Below are 17778 nucleotides of genomic sequence, written 5' to 3' on the forward strand. Positions count from 1 at the left end.
CGCACGACATGCTCAAGCTCACTGCAAGGCAAGAACAGATCCTGAACCTGATCAGGGAAGCGATCGACAACACCGGGTTCCCGCCGACCCGCGCCGAAATCGCGGCGGAACTGGGCTTCAAGTCGGCCAACGCCGCCGAGGAGCACCTGCAGGCCCTGGCGCGCAAAGGCGCGATCGAGATTTCGCCGGGCACTTCGCGCGGAATCCGCCTGGTCGGCGCCAGCGTCGAACAGATCCCCATGCCGCCGCCTGCGCTCATGATGTCCCTGCCCCTGGTCGGCCGCGTGGCCGCCGGTTCGCCCATCCTGGCCCAGGAACACGTGGAAGCCACCTACAGCGTCGACGCCGCCATGTTCTCGGCGCGGCCGGACTTCCTGCTGAAGGTCAAGGGGTGGTCGATGCGCGATGCGGGCATCTGCGACGGCGACTTCCTGGCGGTCAAGAAGATCGACAGCGCCAAGAACGGCCAGATCGTCGTGGCCCGCCTCGGTGAAGAAGTCACCGTCAAGCGCTACCGCAAGACGGGCGAGACCGTCGAGCTGCTGCCGGAGAATCCGGATTTCAAGGTGATTCGCGTGGAGCCGGGCGACGAGTTCGCGCTCGAGGGCCTGGCGGTTGGCTTGATGCGTAGCTGGCACTGATCGCGTCGGCTGCGATAACACTGCCCTGCAAACTTGGGTCCCGGCGGGGGCCGGGACCAAGTTTCCCCGAGCAGCCGGAAACTTAACTCCGGCCCCTTCAGCTCCCCACCTTATTTATTCTGCTTGATCATCGCGTTGTGCTCCGACACATACGCCTCGGTCGCCGCACGCCAGGCCGCGAAGTCCGCGAGGATCAGCTTGGAACTCACCTTCGCTTCCTCCGCCAGGTTCTCGCGCACCCGCTCCAGGTGAGCGTGCGCCGCATCGGTCTCCTGCTTGTTCATCAGCTTGGCGATATCCGCCGGGATCTTCTTCGACAGCGGCGAGGATGCGTTCAGGTTCGTGACGAACTTGTTGTAGCAGTTCTGCCAGGTCGCCACCGCGCCGCTGACGCGGTCGATTTCGTCATTCAGCTTCGACATCGCCGGAATGCGCGGCGCCGGGCAGCGGAATTCGCCCGATTTGAGTTCCGCGCCGTCGTACTCCCTGATCCAGTAATCGATCTCCGTGCGGCGCTTGACGCGCTGGTCCATCACGTCCAGCGAGGCGGCGGCGATCTTGTTGCCTTTCGCGGCCGCTTTCTTGAACAATTCCCTGGCCTTGGCTTCGTCCACCTGCCCCGCTTCGCCATACCAGTACATCTGGCCGAGCGCCTGCTGCGCTTCGACATTGCCGGCATTGGCGAGCTTGGTATAGGCCTGGAGGGCTTCGGGATAGGCTTTTTTGGCGAACAGGGCGTGGGCGTCGGCCAGCGGATCGGCGTGGGCCACGGAGCAGAACAGCAGACTTGCTACGACGAGAAAACGCTTCATGGGACGGTCGAGAGTGAGGGAATGCTGCATGGTAACGCGAATACTCCCTCAGCCTCAACCGCCCTTACAATCATTTAAGGCCGGCATTCAAGGGCGCGTCGGCGGCGGCGCCTCGGAAGAACCCATGGTCGGCTGGGTGCGCGGGTATTGCTGCCCTTCCCGCTCCTGCGCGCGGCGCGAAGCGATGGCGCGCTCCATCATGCGTGCGCGGTGGTCGGCCATCACGAATTGCTCGGTGGCGTCGCGCCAGGCCTCGAAGCGGGCGGACACCTCCGCGGAGTTCTGCTGGGCTTGCGCAGCCAGGCTCGCGTGCACACGCTCGATGTGCGCGGCGGCCTGTTGCGCCTCCGCCGGAGTCAGCAGGCCGGCGACATCGGCCGGGATCCGGCTGCCTTGCGCCACGGTCTCGTTGAGCTTGGCGACAAAGCCGTTATAGCATTGCTGCCACGCCTGGAAGGATTCGGAAACCGACTTGATCTGCGCCTTGGTCCTCGACAGCTCGGGAATCGCCGGCGCCGGGCAGTCGAAGCGCCCCGACACCAGGTCTGCTCCCCTGTAGCCGCCGGTCCAGAAAGCGATGTCGGCGGCGCGCGCTTCACGCTGTTTCGCCACCTCCTGCGCATTGCCCGCGGACTGCAGGCCGCCGGCCATCGCCAGGCCCGATACACCCAACATCAAGACGCCCATGATTCGTTTCATCATTCCTCCCTGTGGTGGTGCAAACATGCCGGCAAGCCGACGGTCACGCCCCTGGCATCCTCCAGAGGCGTGATGCAAGCCTCAACGGCGCCCCGGTCCCGGCATGGTCGCCGGCGACGGCACCGGCTGTGCGCCCGGCTGCGGGTAGCGCTGCGCTTCGCCTTCCTGCTGGCGGCGCGCCGCCATGTCGTATTCGAGCCTGCGCGCAGTGTTATCGGATTTGACGTAACGTTCCGTGGCGCCCTGCCAGGCGTCGTACTTGGCCATGACTTGCGAAGCATTCTGCTGGGCTTGCGCGATCAGGCCCTCGTGCACGCGGTCGACGTGGGCGGCGGCCTGTTGCGCTTCCTGCGGGGTCAGCAGTGCGGCGACATCGGCGGGAATGCGGCTGCCGCGCGACATGGTCTCGTTCAGGTTGGCAACGAAGCCGTTATAGCACTGCTGCCAGGCCTGGTAGGAATCGGACACAGACTTGATCTGGGACTTGGTCTTCGACATGTCCGGGATGCTGGGGGCCGGGCAGCTGAACCGGCCCGACACCAGGTCTTCGCCCTTGTAACCGCTGGTCCAGAAGGCGATGTCGGCGGCGCGGGCCTCGCGCAGCTTCGCCGCTTCCTGGCCGTTGCCCGCGGACTGCATGCCGCCTGCCATGGCGAGTCCGGATACACCTAACACCATGACACCAACGAGTCGTTTCATGATTCCTCCCATATTGTGGTGTAACAATTCTAGCCTAGCTGGTGATACAAGCAACCGATTCCCGCGCCACCCTGTCAAGATTGACAGGGTGCGCTTTCGGATTGCCGGCAGTGGGAAGCTTGCTGTCTGGCGACAGCGTTTGGAAGAGCTTGGTCACGAACAGCCGTGGCGCCGGCGCGCCACGGAGCCGATCATTCAACGCCGGGACGGCGCAGGCGCGGTGCCCATGCCGGATCCGGGCTGGGGATAGCGCTGCGCCTCGCTTTCCTGCTGCTGGCGCGCAGACATCTCGTATTCCAGCTTGCGCGCAGTGCTGTCGGATTTGACGTAACGTTCGGTGGCGCCCTGCCAGGCGTCGTACCTGGCCATGACTTGCGAGGCATTCTGCTGGGCCTGGGCGATCAGGCCCTCGTGCACGCGGTCGACGTGGGCGACAGCCTGCTGCGCCTCCTGCGGGGTCAGCAGGGCCGCGACATCCGCGGGGATGCGGCTGCCGCGCGACAAGGTCTCGTTCAGGTTGGCGACGAAACCGTTATAGCACTGCTGCCAGGCCTGGTAGGAGTCGGACACCGACTTGATCTGGGACTTGGTCTTCGACATGTCCGGGATGCTGGGCGCCGGGCAGCTGAAACGGCCCGAGACCAGGTCTTCGCCCTTGTAGCCACTGGTCCAGAACGCGATGTCGGCGGCGCGGGCCTCGCGCTGCTTCGCCGCGTCCTGCGCATTGCCGGCGGACTGCATGCCGCCTGCCATGGCCAGTCCGGAGACACCTAACACCATGACGCCTACGAATCGTTTCATGATCCCTCCCGTGTTGTGGTGTAACAATTCTAGCCTAGTTGGCAACACGGGCAACTAATTCGGCTTTCTCTCTGGCTAAAGTGAGAGCGCACCCGCGAAGTCCGCCAGCAGGTCGTCGGTGTCCTCGATGCCGACCGATACCCGGATCAGGGACTCGGCAATGCCCATGCTGGCGCGGCGCTCGGCGCCCATCTCGAAGAAGATGGTGTGCGCGACCGGAATCACCAAGGTGCGGGTATCGCCCAAATTACTCGCAGGAATCGCCAGCTTCAGGCGGTTCAGGTAGTCGAAGCAATCGATGCCCTCCTTCAGTTCGAAGGACAGCAGCGAGCCGCCCGAGCGGAACAGTTCCTTGACGATGCCGTTCTGCGGATGCGAGGCCAGGCCCGGGTAGTGGACCGCCGACACGCGCTCGTCGGCTTCGAGCATCGTCGCCAGCGCCAGCGCGTTGGCGCTGGTGCGCTCCATGCGCAAGGCCAGGGTTTCCGCACCCACGGCGATGTGGTGGGCCGCTTCCGGACCGAGGGCGGCGCCGAAGTCGCGCAGCGCCTTGGCGCGCAGCTGGGCCATGCCCTGGTTCTGGGACGGCTGCTTGCGGAAGTTCTGGGCGATGTTCGGGTAGGCGCTCCAGTCGAACAGGCCGGTGTCGGTCAGGGCGCCGCCGAGTGCAATGCCGTGGCCGCCGATCGACTTGGTCAGCGAATTCACCACCAGGCCCGCGCCGACCGCCTTCGGACGGAACAGGTAGGGCGTGGTCATGGTGTTGTCGACCACGTAGAGGATGCCGCGCTCGCGGCACAGCTGGCCGATGCGCGCCAGGTCCGCCACCTGGGTGCGCGGGTTGGCGATGGTCTCGACGAACACCAGGCGGGTGTCCGGCTTGAGCGCCGCTTCCACCTTGGCCGCGTCGGTTGCGTCCACGAAGGCCACGTCGACGCCCTGCCCCGCCACGGTCTGCCACAGGCTGTTGGTGTTCCCGAACAGGAAGGACGAGGAGACGATGTGGTCGCCCGCCTTGAGCAGCGCCTGGAACAGCGCGCCGATGGCGCCCATGCCGGTGGCGAAGCACAGCGAGGCGACGCCGTCTTCCATCTTGGTGATCTTGTCCTCGAGGGCGCCCACGGTCGGGTTGCCCTGGCGGCCATAGCGGAAGCCCGGCTCCTTGCCCTGGAAGACGCTGGCCAGCTGGCGCGCGTCGCCATAGCCGAAGGCCACCGAGGTGTGCACCGGCTTGTGCAGCGAGCCCTGCTCGATCGCCTTGCGGCGATCGTTGTGCAGGATCGTGGTGGTGAAGCCGTACTGTTTGGTCTCGCTCATACGGCTTTACTCGGCGGCGACGGGCGGGTTCAGGTTGAGCTGGGTGCGCACCGGGTCCTCGATGGTGTTCTTGCTCGGCTTGTGGCGCGCCGATTCCAGGTTGTCGAGATATTCCGGGGTCACGTCGCCGGTCACGTAGACGCCGTCGAAGCAGGAGGCCTCGAAGTTCTTCAGCGCCGGATTCACGTCCGAGATGGCGCGCTTGAGCGCATCCACGTCCTGGTAGACCACGCGGTCGGCGGTGATCTCCTTGCAGACTTCCTCGACGGTGCGGCCGTGGGCGATCAGCTCGTCGCGGGTCGGCATGTCGATGCCGTACACGTTCGGGTACAGCACCGGCGGCGCGGCCGAGGCGAAGAAGACCTTGCGGGCGCCCGCTTCGCGCGCCATCTGCACGATTTCGCGGCTGGTGGTGCCGCGCACGATCGAGTCGTCGACCAGCAGCACGTTCTTGTCCTTGAACTCGGCGCTGATCGCGTTGAGCTTCTGGCGCACCGACTTCTTGCGCATGCCCTGGCCCGGCATGATGAAAGTGCGGCCGATATAGCGGTTCTTGATGAAGCCTTCGCGGTATTCCACGCCGAGCTTGAGGGCCAGCTGGATCGCGGCCGGGCGCGAGGAATCCGGGATCGGCATCACGACGTCGATCTCGTCGACCGGGATTTCCTGGCGGACCTTGTCGGCCAGGTATTCACCCATGCGCAGGCGGGTGGCGTAGACCGAGGCGCCGTCGATGACGGAGTCCGGACGGGCCAGGTAGACGAATTCGAAGGCGCAAGGGTTCAGCGAGGTGTTCTCGGCGCACTGGCGCTCGTGCAGGTTGCCGTCGTTGTCGATGAAGACCGCTTCGCCCGGCGCGATGTCGCGCACGAAGCGGAAGCCCAGGCCTTCCAGGGCCACGGATTCGCTGGCCACCAGGTATTCATTGCCCTGCTCGGTCTCGTTCACGCCCAGGCACAGCGGACGGATGCCGAAGGGGTCGCGGAAGGCCAGCATGCCGTGGCCGGCGATCTGCGCCACGACGGCGTAGGCGCCCTTCACGCGGCGATGCACGGCGGCAACGGCCTTGAACACGGCGTCCGGGTTCAGGGTGTAGCCGTCGGCCGCTTCCTGGACTTCGTGGGCCAGCACGTTGAGCAGGACTTCCGAGTCGGAGTCGGTGTTGATGTGGCGGCGGTCGTTGCGGAACAGCTCGTCCTTGAGCTGGGCCTGGTTGGTCAGGTTGCCGTTGTGCGCGAGGGTGATGCCGAAGGGCGCGTTCACGTAGAACGGCTGCGCTTCTTCCTCGCTCGACGAGCCCGCGGTCGGATAACGGCAGTGGCCGATACCGGTGTTGCCTTGCAGCGAACGCATGTTCCGGGTACGGAACACGTCGCGTACCAGGCCGTTGGCCTTGAACATCGAGAACATGCTGCTGTGATTGGTCGCGATCCCCGCCGCATCCTGGCCGCGGTGCTGCAGCAGCAGCAATGCGTCATACAGAAGCTGGTTGACGGGAGAGTGCGAGACGACGCCGACGATGCCACACATGGTGCGCTCCTAAAAACTGGACTGCTTGATTGCTAAAAGGTTCAAAACTTGGTTCAGTATCTGACGTGCTGCGCCAGCGCAGCGGGCAGGAAAGGCTTGACGGTGCGCACGCCGGTTTCCGCCATGGGCGACAGCAGCGCATCCCGCCAGAAAGCCTGTTGTGGAATGGATGTCATCCCACACAATATGACGGCGGCAAGCACGATTACAATGCCGCGCGCCAGACCGAACAATCCTCCGAGGCCGCGGTCGGCGAGGCCCAGGCCGCTGGCTTCCACCAGGGCGCCGATCGCCAGGGACAGCAGGCCCATCAAAATTCTTACGCCCAGGAACAGCACGATGAAGGCCAGGATCAGGCGCGCCGTTTCGCCCGGCAACAAGTCGGGCAGCATGGGCGCCAGCTTGGCGCCGTAGGCGTTGGCCACCACGAAGGCCACGATCCAGCCCAGCAGCGACAGGATTTCCTTCACCAGCCCGCGCAGGGTGCTGATGACGACGGACGAGACCAGGACGAACAGGACAAGATAATCGAAAATCGTCACGCCTGCTCAACCCGTCTTACAAAGGCAGCATCGTGGGGGACAAGCCCATGCCGCTCAGCTTGGCGCGTACTTTTTCCGCCTCTTCCTTGCTGAACGGACCCACGCGCACACGGACCAGGTCGCCAGATTTCTGGGTGAAGGACGAGACCCCGGCCGCGCGCAGGCGGCTCTGCAGTTCGGCGGCCTTTTCCTGGCTTGCCAGCGCCGCGGCCTGGACCACGTAGCGCGGCGCCGGGCCCTCGGCCTTCTCGGCGGGCTTGCCTTCCAGGATGGCGATGGCGCGGGCGCTGTCGTCGGCGCGCGGCTTCTCCGCCTTTTCCGCGGCCTTGGGCTCGGCGGGCTTGGCGGGTTTCTTCTCGGGCTCGTGCTTTTGCGGCTCGGGTTTGCGCGCCGGCTCGGGCTTGGCGGCCTCATGCTTGGGCTCGGGCTTGGCAGCCTCCGGCTTGGAGGTCTCGACAGTGCGGACCGGCGGCGGTTCGGCGGCCGGCGGCGCGGCCTTGGATGCTGCGGGCGGGGCGTCGACGATTTCTTCGCCGCTGTCTACGCTGTCCTCCGCCGAGACGGGTTCATCGGCGGGTTCTGCCGCAGGCTGCGACGGCACCGGCAGCGGCGCGGCCTTTTCCTTGGAGGGGATGTGGATGGCGATGTCGTCGGCCAGCGGCTTGGGCTCGGAATCGAGCAGCATCGGCAGGCCGACGGCGGCCGCCAGGGCCAGGGCGATGGCGCCGACCAGGCGGCGGCGCGCGCGTTTCTTTTCGGGAAGCACCGGGTCGGCGCCACGGCCGCGCCGTGCGCCCTCCCCTGCGTGCGTCGCGCGCTTGGAGCGGGCGCGCTCGCTGAATGCGGCATCGTCATCCTTGACGAAATGCCCGCTGTCCCGGACAGTTTCTTGCTTGTTTTTATTGCCGAACGAGAACAAGCCCATGCGTTTTCAGTCGATCAGTGAAGAGAGTTTTTGCGGGCCGCCATCACGCCTGCAACGGTGTAGAACGAGCCAAAGACCACAATTCTATCATTCTCCTCTGCGCGGCCGAGGGCATTCGCATAGGCATCGCCTGGATTGGCGAAGGCGGTAACCGAAAAATCGCCCTCTTTCGCGCCCGCGGGCTTCAAGGCGGCCAGCTTTTGCGCCAGTTCCGCGGCCTTGGCCGAGCGCGGCGAATCGAGGTCGGCCACGCACCAGTGATCGACCAGGCCGGCCATCGGCGCGATCACGGCGTCGATGTCCTTGTCTTCCATGATGCCGAACACGGCATAGGTGTAGCGGTGGAAGCCCATGTTGCCGAGGTTCTGGGCCAGGGTCGCCGCGGCATGCGGGTTGTGGGCCACATCCAGCACCTGGGTGGGGCGGCCCGGCAGCACCTGGAAGCGTCCCGGCAGTTCGACCATCGCCAGGCCGGCGCGCACTTCCTGGGCGCCGCAGGGCAGCTGCATGCGCAGGACTTCGAGCGCGGCCAATGCAGCCGAGGCGTTGAGCAGCTGGTTGGCGCCGCGCAGGGCCGGATAGGCCAGCGAATTGCGGCGCTGGCTGCGGCCGCCGTAGCTCCACTGCTGCTGGTCGCCCTGGTAGTTGAAATCGCGGCCCAGCAGCCAGAGGTCCGCGCCAATGTCCTCGGCATGCTGGATCAGGGTGCTCGGGGGGACCGGGTCGCTGCAGATCGCCACTTTGCCGGGGCGGAAGATGCCGGCTTTTTCGAAACCGATTTCCTCGCGGGTGTCGCCCAGGTAGGCGGTGTGGTCGATGTCGATGCTGGTGACGATGGCCACGTCGGCGTCGACCACGTTGACGGCGTCCAGGCGTCCGCCCAGGCCGACTTCGAGGATGGCCACGTCCACGCCCGCTTTTGAGAGCAGGTGCATGATGGCCAGGGTCGTGAATTCGAAATAGGTCAGCGAGACCTCGCCGCGCACGGCTTCGACCGCGTTGAAGGCCTCGACCAGGGCTTCGTTCGACGCCATCTCGCCGTTGATGCGGGCGCGCTCGTTAAAGTCGAGAAAGTGCGGCTTGATGTACAGGCCGACGCGGTAGCCCGACTGCAGCAGCATGGCTTCCAGCATTGCGCAGGTCGAGCCCTTGCCGTTGGTGCCGGCCACCATGATCACGGGGCAGGAAAAGGCCAGCTGCATGCGCTCCTTGACGGTGCGGACACGGTCGAGGCCCATGTCGATGTGGGTTTCGGCATGGCGCGACTCGAGCAGCGCCAGCCAGTCGGGCAAAGTGGTCGGGAGAGTGGACATGTGTACGTCTGGAAGGTACGCGATGCGCACAGTGCGGCACGCTCCTGGCGCGCCGCACCGGGGATTGGATCAGGCCAGGACTTCGGCGGCCTGGTTCTGCAGCAGTGCCAGCAGGCGTGCGATTTCTTCGCGCATCTTGCGGCGGTCGACGATCATGTCGACGGCACCCTTCTGGACCAGGAACTCGGCGCGCTGGAAGCCTTCCGGCAGTTTCTCGCGCACGGTGTTCTCGATCACGCGCGGGCCGGCGAAGCCGATCAGGGCTTTCGGTTCGGCGATCACGACGTCGCCCATGAAGGCGAAGGAAGCGGAGACGCCGCCCATGGTCGGGTCGGTCAGCACGCTAATGAAAGGCAGCTTCTTTTCCGACAGCTTGGTCAGCATGGCGGTGGTCTTGGCCATCTGCATCAGCGACAGCAGGCCTTCCTGCATGCGGGCGCCGCCGGTGGCGGTGATGCAGATGAAGGGGACCTTCTGCTCCAGCGCCACCTGGGCGCCGCGGGCGAAGCGTTCGCCGACGACGGAGCCCATGGAGCCGCCCATGAATTCGAATTCGAAGCAGGCCACGACGACCGGCAGGCTCATGATCGAGCCGCCCTGCACGATCAGCGCATCGGTTTCGCCGGTGGCGTCCATGGCTTGCTTGAGGCGGTCCGGGTACTTCTTGCTGTCTTTGAATTTGAGGGTATCGACCGGCAGGGCTTCCTGGCCGATCTCATAGCGGCCGCCTTCGTCGAGCAGTGCATCGAGGCGCTCGCGGGCGCGGATGCGCATGTGGTGGTCGCACTTCGGGCAGACGTGCAGGTTGGACTCGAGGTCCGCGCGATAGAGGACCGACTCGCACGATGGGCACTTGACCCACAGCCCTTCGGGCATGGTCTTGCTCTTGGCGGCATCGGAGCGCTGGATCCGAGGGGGCAGCAGTTTTTCCAACCAACTCATCTTATCTCCTTTGCGGCAAATCTTTCAGGTGGCGGTAGTGTAGCCGCTCAGGCCCCGCTTGTCGAATCGTAGCAAGCCGACAATTATCATTCCAACAATCCCGCTCCACCCCCTACCAAGAGGGTCAGAGTCGAATTGTTTGACAACTTTGAGGAATTTCCCAGCAATTCGACTCTGACCCTCATTGCTTAAAAGTTGTTTCTTTTTTAATAAATTGGGGTCCGAGTCGAATTGTTTGACAACTTTCGGGAATTGCCCGGCAATTCGACTCTGACCCCAATCTAATTTCAGCTAGCGACTTCAGCGGTCGTGAATTCGAAGCCGCCCATGCGTGCCGCTACCAAGTTGTAAATCCATGCGGTCAGCGCTCCCATCAGGTAGGTGATCAGTGCGTACATGAATGGGAACAAGACGAGCGCAGCTAGGGGCATCACTTGGATGCCCATTAAGGTAGGGATAAGCAGGATCGCGACAAAAGGCAGCGATATGACGAAATAGATTGCCGCCATCATCTTTCCACATTGAGACACGGCCACATGGCTGATGCGCTTCTTCATAACCACTCCTATCTGGTTCATAAGGAAGCACAATTTATCGTGGGAAACCTCGCTCGATATGAGCGTGCGACAAGAATTTCAATGCGCCAAAGCAAAAGCTTTGGCCGGTTTGAAGCCTCCAGCCAGAGTGAATCCTCACCATAGGGCAATTACCCAATAATTCGACTATGACCCTGTGCCAAGAAGTTGTTTCTTCAGCAATAAATTAGGGTCAGAGTCGAATTGAATGACAACTTTGGGGAATTTCCCAACAATTCGACTCTGACCCTAATTAGAAAGCTATTGCCCGTGGGACGTTACTTGCCGTCGAGGGCGACGCGGATGCCGGAGGTGAATGCGCGGACGGCTTCGACAGCATTTTCCTTCGGCGTGTTTTCCAGCTCCTGGATGATGCGGCTGCCGATCACCACCGCATCCGCCACTTCCGCCACCGCCTTCGCCGTCGCGGCGTCGCGGATGCCGAAACCGACGCCGATCGGGAGCTTCACATGTTCGCGGATCGCGCCGACGCGGCGCGCAACGTCGGCAGTGTCGATGCTGCCGGCGCCCGTCACGCCCTTCAGCGAGACGTAGTAGCTGAAGCCGCTGCCGTAGCGGGCCACCTGCTTCACGCGTTCCACCGTCGAGGTCGGGGCCAGCAGGAAGATGAGGTCCAGGCCGTTCTCGCGCATGGCGTCGGCGAATTCCGCGCACTCTTCCGGCGGATAATCCACCACGATGGCGCCGTCCGCGCCGGCTTCCTTGGCGCAGCGGATGAAGTTGTCGGGGCCGATGCGCTCGATCGGGTTGGCGTAGCCCATCAGGACCACCGGCGTCGTCTGGTCGTTCTTGCGGAACTCGCGCACGAAGCCGAAGACGTCCTTCAGGCCGATGTTGAACTTGAGCGCACGCTCGCAGGCGCGCTGGATCACCGGGCCCTCGGCCATCGGGTCGGAAAACGGGACGCCCAGTTCCAGGACGTCGGCGCCGCCCTCCACCAGGGCATGCATCAGCGGCACGGTCAGTTCGGGACCCGGGTCGCCCGCGGTGATGAAGGTGACGAGGCCGGTCTTGTTCTGCGCCTTGAGCGCGTTGAAAGTCTGTTCGATACGGGACATGCTGTTCTTTCTATGGTCGATAACGTGAACGGAAATGGAGGAGCAACCAGCCGATTAGCTGAAACTTAGCTGAAGTCCAGTCCCATTCGCGCCGCCACCGTATGCATGTCCTTGTCGCCGCGGCCCGACAGGTTGACCAGGATGATCTTGTCCTTCGGCAGGGTCGCCGCCAGCTTGACGCCGTAGGCGATCGCGTGCGAGGACTCCAGCGCCGGAATGATGCCTTCGATACGGCAGCAGTCGTGGAAGGCGGCCAGCGCTTCCTCGTCCGTGATCGACACATACTGCGCACGCGCCGAATCCTTCAGCCACGCGTGTTCCGGCCCCACGCCCGGATAGTCCAGGCCCGCCGACACCGAGTGGGTCTCGATGATCTGGCCGTTCTCATCCTGCAGCAGGTAGGTGCGGTTGCCGTGCAAAACGCCCGGCAGGCCCGCCGTCAGCGAGGCCGCGTGCTTGCCCGAATCCAGGCCCTCCCCCGCCGCCTCGACGCCGACCAGCTGCACGCCCGGCTCGCCGATGTAGGGATAGAAAATGCCCATTGCGTTCGAACCGCCGCCGATGCAGGCGACCACGTAGTCCGGCTGGCGTCCCGCCAGTTCCGGCATCTGCACGCGGCATTCCTCGCCGATCACCGACTGGAAGTCGCGCACCATCATCGGATACGGGTGCGGGCCGGCCACGGTGCCGATGATGTAGAAGGTGTTTTCGATGTTGGTGACCCAGTCGCGCATCGCTTCGTTGAGCGCATCCTTGAGGGTCTTGGAACCCGATTCCACCGGCACCACGGTCGCGCCCAGCAGCTTCATGCGGTAGACGTTCTGCGCCTGGCGCTTGACGTCTTCCGCGCCCATGTAGACCACGCACTCCAGGCCGAAGCGCGCGCAGATGGTGGCGGTGGCGACGCCGTGCTGGCCGGCGCCGGTTTCGGCGATGATGCGCTGCTTGCCCATGCGGCGCGCCAGCAGGGCCTGGCCGATCACGTTGTTGATCTTGTGGGCGCCGGTGTGGTTCAGGTCTTCGCGCTTGAAGTAGACCTGCGCGCCGCCGGCGAGCTCGGACCAGCGGCGGGCGTGGTAGACGGGCGAGGGCCGGCCGACGAAGTGGGCCAGCTCGTAGCGGAATTCTTCGAGGAACTCGGGATCGGCGGAGTAACGGGCATAGGCCTCGTTCAGCTCGGCCAGCGCGTGCGACAGGGTCTCGGCGACGAAGCTGCCGCCGTAGGGACCGAAGTGGCCGGCGGCATCCGGCAGGGGGTAATCGGGGGTCTTGAACAATGCGGCGGCGGCGCTGCTAGGAACTTCTTTCATGGTCGGACTCACTTGAAGGGGTGGCATCGGCAGCCCGCACCGCGGCAATGAAGCCGGCGATCTTGCGGGCGTCCTTGATTCCCTTGCCTTCCTCGACGCCACTGCTGACGTCGACGGCGAAGGGACGAACGCGTACCACCGCGTCAGTCGCGTTGTGTACGCTCAAGCCACCACTCAAAACGACCCGAGGCGCGAGCTCTTTTGGAATAAGAGACCAATCAAAAACCTTTCCTGCGCCGCCGTAGGCATCCACGTAGGTGTCGAGCAGGACGCCCGAGAACCAGGGACTGGCAGCGCGGTTTGCAGCTTCCCATTCTAGCAAAGCCGCAGGCTCCGTGTCCGGTTTGACGCGAAAAGCCCGCACATACGGGCGCCGCACCGCCGCCGCGATCTCCGCGCACTGCTCTGCCGTTTCGTCGCCATGGAACTGGATCAGGGCCAGCGGCATCGCCTCGGCCACGGCGCGGACTTCCTCCACGTCCGGGTTGACGAACAGCGCCACCGCGCTGACGAACGGCGGCAGCCCCGCGCACAGCTCACCCGCGCGCCCGGGCGAGACGTAGCGCGGGCTCTTGGCATAGAACACGAAGCCGAGGGCGTCGGCGCCGGCATCGACCGCCGCGCGCAAGTCCTGCTCGCGGGTGATGCCGCAGATCTTGATACGGGTACGCTGCATTATCATCCTTACAACCAAGGGAGGGGCGGAGCATCTTCCTGGGGAAGCCCCCACTTGGGATCGTACTCGATCCTGGCGAAATACAGGCCGTCCGGCATGAAGGTGGGCGCGGCGACGTCGCGCGAGCGGCTCTCCAGCACCTCCTTCATCCAGGAAGGCTTGTTGCGCCCCGTGCCCACATAGATGAGCGAGCCGACGATGTTGCGCACCATGTGGTGCAGGAAGGCGCTGGCGCGCACGGTGAACACGATGATGTCGCCATGGCGCCTGATGCTGACTTCGTGCATGTCCTTGACCGGCGTATTGGCCTGGCAGCCGGAGGCGCGGAAGGCCGAGAAATCATGGGTGCCGATCAGGTACTGGCCCGCTTCGCGCATGCGCTCCACGTCCAGCGGACGGAACACCCAACCCGCCCTGTCGGCCAGCAGCGCGGACGGGTTGGCGTGGTTGTACAGCACATAGTGGTAGGTGCGCGAGCGCGCCGAGAAGCGCGCGTGGAATTCGTTGCCTTCCACATCCGCCGGCACCTCGTGCGCCCAGCGCACCACGATGGTGTCGGGCAGGAAGGCGTTCACGCCGCGCACCCAGGACTGGGACGGGCGGTCGAGCTCCGTGTCGAAATGGACCACCTGCTCGATCGCATGCACGCCTGCGTCGGTGCGGCCGGCGCAGGTGGTGTGCAGCGGGACGGTCGCGAACTTCTCGAGGGCGATCTCGAGCTGGTCCTGGACCGTGTTGCGCGCGGGCTGCTTCTGGTAGCCGTTCCAGCCCGTGCCGACGTACTGGACTCCGAGTGCGATCCGCCTCACGCGAGCAGCTCGCGCATCGCGCTGGCCTTGCTCACCTGTTCGCTGCTGCCACCCTTGATGACTTCGTCCAGCAATTCACGTGCGCCTTCCTTGTCGCCGATCTCCTGGTAGGCGATGGCGAGGTCCAGCTTGGTTTCCATCTCCATGTGCTCCGGCGACATCTCGGCCGCGGTGTTCACCTCGGTGACGTCGGCCACGGCGGCACGATCTTCCACTGCGAACTGCTGCTCTGCGACCGGCGCGGCGCTGGCCGGCTGGGGCAGATCCAGGTCGAAGTCGGCCAGGTCGAAGGCCGGCTCCAGCGGCACGCCCGGCGACGGAGTCGCGGCTTGCGCAGGCGCGGCGGCCGGCACCTCAGGCAGCGCGAAGGGATCGTCGTCCAGCGTGAACTCGGCTGCAGCCGGCGCCGGCGACGCCACCGATCCAGCTGGCGTTTCCGGGAGGCCGAAATCCATCGCGTCCAGATCGAACAGCGGATCTTCCGATGCAGCCGGCGCTTCGGCGGCCGCCGGACGCACGGCCGGCACTTCCCCGAGGGCCGGTGCGCTCGGTGCACCGAAGTCCATGCTGTCCAGGTCGAACAGCGGATCGTTCATCTCGTCCGTCTTCGCAGCAGCCACGGTCTCCTGCGGCATGGCCGGCAGCGGCGGCAGGCCGTCGAATTCCTTGGCCAGGCCCTGCATGTCGACCATGTGGTCCACGGCCAGCGGCTGGGCGGCATGCGGGCTCAGGTCGAGCGTGAAGTCCTCGTCGTCGGCCAGCGCTTCCGCTGGTGCGGGCTGCGCCGTCGCCGGCTGGTCGAAGTTCATGTCGAAGGACAGGTCGAAGGGCTCGTCGGCCGCAGCGGTGGTGCTTGCGGCCGCAGTTGCGGCAGGCTGGGCGCCGGCGGCCGGCTCGATCGGATCCAGGGTGAACTCGAATTCCGGCACCGCAGTGGCGTCCAGGTCCGTCTTCTGCTCCGCGACAGGGGCGGCGACCGCATCGCCGCTGCTCACCGGCTCGAAGCTCAGGCCGCCGAGGTCGAAGTCGAGGGCATTGTCGTCGGTGCGCGGCTCGGCATCGGCCGGCACCGCGGTGCGGTCGGCGTCGTCCTGTGCCAGGGCGGCGCCGGCCACTGCGCCCGCGCCCAGCGCGGCTGCCGCCGGAGCGCCGCCACGGAAGGCGTCTTCGAGCTGCTGCGACAGCAGCGACTGCTGGGTGCGTTCCTGCGGCGACGGCGCCGACGCCGGCGCCACAGCCGGGGCGCCCGCATACAGCGGGTTGAGCGGATCGATGCTCAGGCCCAGCGCGGCGGCTTGCGCCCACTCGTCGCCCTGGCCGCGGGTCAGGCTATACAGCTCGCTGGCCTGGGTTTCGAAGGCGCGCAGGTCCTTGCGGGCGGCGTAGATCTCGAGCAGCTTCAGGCGCACCGGATGGCGTTCCGGATGCACGCGCAGGGCTTCCTTCAGGATCTCCTCGGCCTGGGCATCGCGGCCGTAGGCGATGTAGACGTCCGCTTCCGCCACCGGGTCGACCTCGTTGGTGTCGAGCTGGCTGGCCGACGGGGCAAAGCTGGAGTTGAACACGCTGTTGTTGGTGTCGACGCTCTGGCCGCCGGTCTCGGCGAACAGCGAGTGCGCGGCCTGGGTCGGCACGCCCACCACCTTCGGCTCGGTGATCACGGTCTTCTCGGGCGCGGGCTTGCGCTTGCGGCGCTGCGACAGGCCGAGGCCCGCCAGCAGCAGCACGGCGGCGCCGGCGGCGATGTAGGTGATGTTGTCCATCAGCGTGTCGGCCAGGCTCGGCTCTTCCTTGACCGGCTTCTTCTTCGGCTTGGCCGCAGGCTTCCTGGCCGCTTCCGCCGTCTTGCCGGCAGCCGCAGCGCCGGTGGCGGCGCCGGCAGCCGCGCTCTGGGCTTCGCTGCCCGGACGGCTCTTCACCGTCATCAGGTCTTCGAGCTCGCCCACGTTCTTCTCGAGCTCCTTGACGCGGGCCTCGGCCTGGGCCAGTTCCTTCTGTTTCGCGATGGTGTCTTCGACGCTGGCGGTCGCGCCCTGCGGGCCGCTCTTGGCGCCCGGCACGGCCTTCGACAGGCGCAGCTGGTCTTGCGATTCGTTGGCGGCGGTCGGGCGTTCCTCGACCTTGGCCGTGACCTTGCCGGCGGCGCTCTGGCCGGCCTGCGGGGCGCGGCTCGGCGCCGCGGTTTCCACCTGGCCGGCGAGCTTGTTGCGATAGGCGTTGAAGTCGGCCGCATGGGCCACGACCACGCCGCGCGCCTCGCCTTCGCCGGTGCCGCGGATGGCCTCGGCGTCCGGCACCGACAGGATCTGGCCCGACTTCAGGCGGTTCATGTTGTTGCCGATGAAGGCGTCCGGATTGGCGCGGTACAGCGCCACCAGCATCATGTCGAGCGAGATGTCGGCCGGCTTGATCCTGGTCGCGATGCGGCCCAGTGTGTCGCCCGGACGCACGCGGTAGCTGCTCGGGGCGGCGGCGTCCTCCGCCGGCGCGGCGGCCTGGCGTTCCACAGGCGCGGGCTGCGGGCGACGCGCCGGTTCCTGGGCGCGGGCAACCGGAGCAGCCGCCGCAGCTGCCGGCGGCTGCGCAGCCTGGCTGCGCGGGGCTTCCGGCGCCGCGGCCACCTGGGCCGGCTGGGTGGCGCGCAATTCGGCCGGGTCGAGCAGGAAGGTGTATTCGCGCACCAGGCGGCCGTTATTCCAGGACAGCTCGAGCAGCATGTCGACGAAAGGCTCGTTCAGCGGCTGGGTCGAGGACAAACGGATGACCGGACGGCCGCCGCGCTGCTCCACGCTGAAACGCAGCGACAGCAGGGCCGGGTTGAATTCGATGTTCGCGGCGCGGAAGGCGTCCGGCGAAGCCAGCTTGACCGCCATGCTGGACGGATCTTCGCCCGCACTGGTCGTCAGTTCGATTTCGGCGCGCAGCGGCTGGCCAAGCGCCGACAGCACCGTCAGTTTTCCCAGGCCGGCCGCGGTGGCGGCGGAAGACAGGAACACTGCACTGGCCACGGCTGCGGTGAGCGATTTCAGCGCAAACGCCATGAGCGGAGGACGGTGGGTAGATTGCATAGTAAGCAGCGAAAGAAAGTTGACCAGAGGAAAGGCGGTT

The 17778-nt window shown here is 65.6% G+C and carries 17 protein-coding genes; 1 reads left to right on the forward strand and 16 read right to left on the reverse strand.

Going from position 1 to position 17778, the window contains the following annotated elements; genetic code table 11:
- Nucleotides 1–8 precede the first annotated feature (8 nt).
- Nucleotides 9–641, forward strand: a complete 633-nt coding sequence (lexA, locus tag KBW95_RS14625; protein ID WP_211528609.1) for a transcriptional repressor LexA — start codon at nt 9–11, stop codon at nt 639–641.
- Nucleotides 642–751: 110 nt separating this feature from the next.
- On the opposite strand, the gene KBW95_RS14630 is transcribed toward lexA, so the two are convergent.
- From KBW95_RS14630 to KBW95_RS14705, 16 genes are all read right to left on the reverse strand, one after another.
- A complete protein-coding gene (locus KBW95_RS14630) occupies nt 752–1453 on the reverse strand; it encodes an SEL1-like repeat protein (protein WP_211523381.1) in 702 nt (233 codons plus the stop codon).
- A gap of 87 nt (nt 1454–1540) precedes the next feature.
- On the reverse strand, nt 1541–2152 hold the full coding sequence (locus KBW95_RS14635) for a hypothetical protein (protein WP_211528610.1): 612 nt from the start codon (nt 2150–2152) through the stop codon (nt 1541–1543).
- Between the two features lie 81 nt (nt 2153–2233).
- A complete protein-coding gene (locus KBW95_RS14640) occupies nt 2234–2851 on the reverse strand; it encodes a hypothetical protein (protein WP_211523379.1) in 618 nt (205 codons plus the stop codon).
- 195 nt (nt 2852–3046) lie between these two features.
- A complete protein-coding gene (locus KBW95_RS14645; protein WP_211523378.1) occupies nt 3047–3652 on the reverse strand; it encodes a hypothetical protein in 606 nt (201 codons plus the stop codon).
- A gap of 75 nt (nt 3653–3727) precedes the next feature.
- A complete protein-coding gene (locus KBW95_RS14650; RefSeq protein WP_211523377.1) occupies nt 3728–4969 on the reverse strand; it encodes a cystathionine gamma-synthase family protein in 1242 nt (413 codons plus the stop codon).
- A 6-nt stretch (nt 4970–4975) separates the two neighbouring features.
- A complete protein-coding gene (gene purF, locus KBW95_RS14655) occupies nt 4976–6499 on the reverse strand; it encodes an amidophosphoribosyltransferase (protein ID WP_211523376.1) in 1524 nt (507 codons plus the stop codon).
- A gap of 53 nt (nt 6500–6552) precedes the next feature.
- Complete coding sequence (locus KBW95_RS14660) at nt 6553–7041, reverse strand: CvpA family protein (protein WP_211523375.1); 489 nt, start codon at nt 7039–7041, stop codon at nt 6553–6555.
- Between the two features lie 16 nt (nt 7042–7057).
- On the reverse strand, nt 7058–7966 hold the full coding sequence (locus KBW95_RS14665; RefSeq protein ID WP_211528611.1) for an SPOR domain-containing protein: 909 nt from the start codon (nt 7964–7966) through the stop codon (nt 7058–7060).
- A 14-nt stretch (nt 7967–7980) separates the two neighbouring features.
- Nucleotides 7981–9279, reverse strand: coding sequence for a bifunctional tetrahydrofolate synthase/dihydrofolate synthase (gene folC / locus KBW95_RS14670; protein WP_211528612.1), 1299 nt, complete (start codon nt 9277–9279; stop codon nt 7981–7983).
- Between the two features lie 69 nt (nt 9280–9348).
- Complete coding sequence (gene accD / locus KBW95_RS14675; protein ID WP_211523372.1) at nt 9349–10221, reverse strand: acetyl-CoA carboxylase, carboxyltransferase subunit beta; 873 nt, start codon at nt 10219–10221, stop codon at nt 9349–9351.
- 287 nt (nt 10222–10508) lie between these two features.
- On the reverse strand, nt 10509–10778 hold the full coding sequence (locus tag KBW95_RS14680) for a hypothetical protein (protein WP_211523371.1): 270 nt from the start codon (nt 10776–10778) through the stop codon (nt 10509–10511).
- A gap of 296 nt (nt 10779–11074) precedes the next feature.
- On the reverse strand, nt 11075–11875 hold the full coding sequence (trpA, locus tag KBW95_RS14685) for a tryptophan synthase subunit alpha (RefSeq protein WP_211528613.1): 801 nt from the start codon (nt 11873–11875) through the stop codon (nt 11075–11077).
- Nucleotides 11876–11940: 65 nt separating this feature from the next.
- Nucleotides 11941–13185: a tryptophan synthase subunit beta gene (trpB, locus tag KBW95_RS14690; RefSeq protein ID WP_211528614.1), complete on the reverse strand. Its 1245-nt coding sequence runs from the start codon at nt 13183–13185 to the stop codon at nt 11941–11943.
- Nucleotides 13169–13861 carry a phosphoribosylanthranilate isomerase gene (locus KBW95_RS14695; RefSeq protein ID WP_211523368.1) on the reverse strand — a complete coding sequence of 231 codons (693 nt, stop codon included), beginning with the start codon at nt 13859–13861 and terminating at the stop codon, nt 13169–13171. The genes trpB and KBW95_RS14695 overlap by 17 nt, the downstream gene beginning before the upstream one ends.
- An 8-nt stretch (nt 13862–13869) precedes the next feature.
- On the reverse strand, nt 13870–14670 hold the full coding sequence (truA, locus tag KBW95_RS14700) for a tRNA pseudouridine(38-40) synthase TruA (RefSeq protein WP_211528615.1): 801 nt from the start codon (nt 14668–14670) through the stop codon (nt 13870–13872).
- The gene (locus tag KBW95_RS14705; protein ID WP_211528616.1) at nt 14667–17738 is read right to left on the reverse strand and encodes a FimV/HubP family polar landmark protein; all 3072 of its coding nucleotides are present in this window, start codon (nt 17736–17738) and stop codon (nt 14667–14669) included. Before KBW95_RS14705 ends, truA begins: the two co-directional genes overlap by 4 nt.
- Nucleotides 17739–17778 lie beyond the last annotated feature (40 nt).

It is taken from the genome of Massilia sp. ZL223 (assembly GCF_018119395.1).
In the GTDB taxonomy this organism is placed as follows: domain Bacteria; phylum Pseudomonadota; class Gammaproteobacteria; order Burkholderiales; family Burkholderiaceae_D; genus Telluria.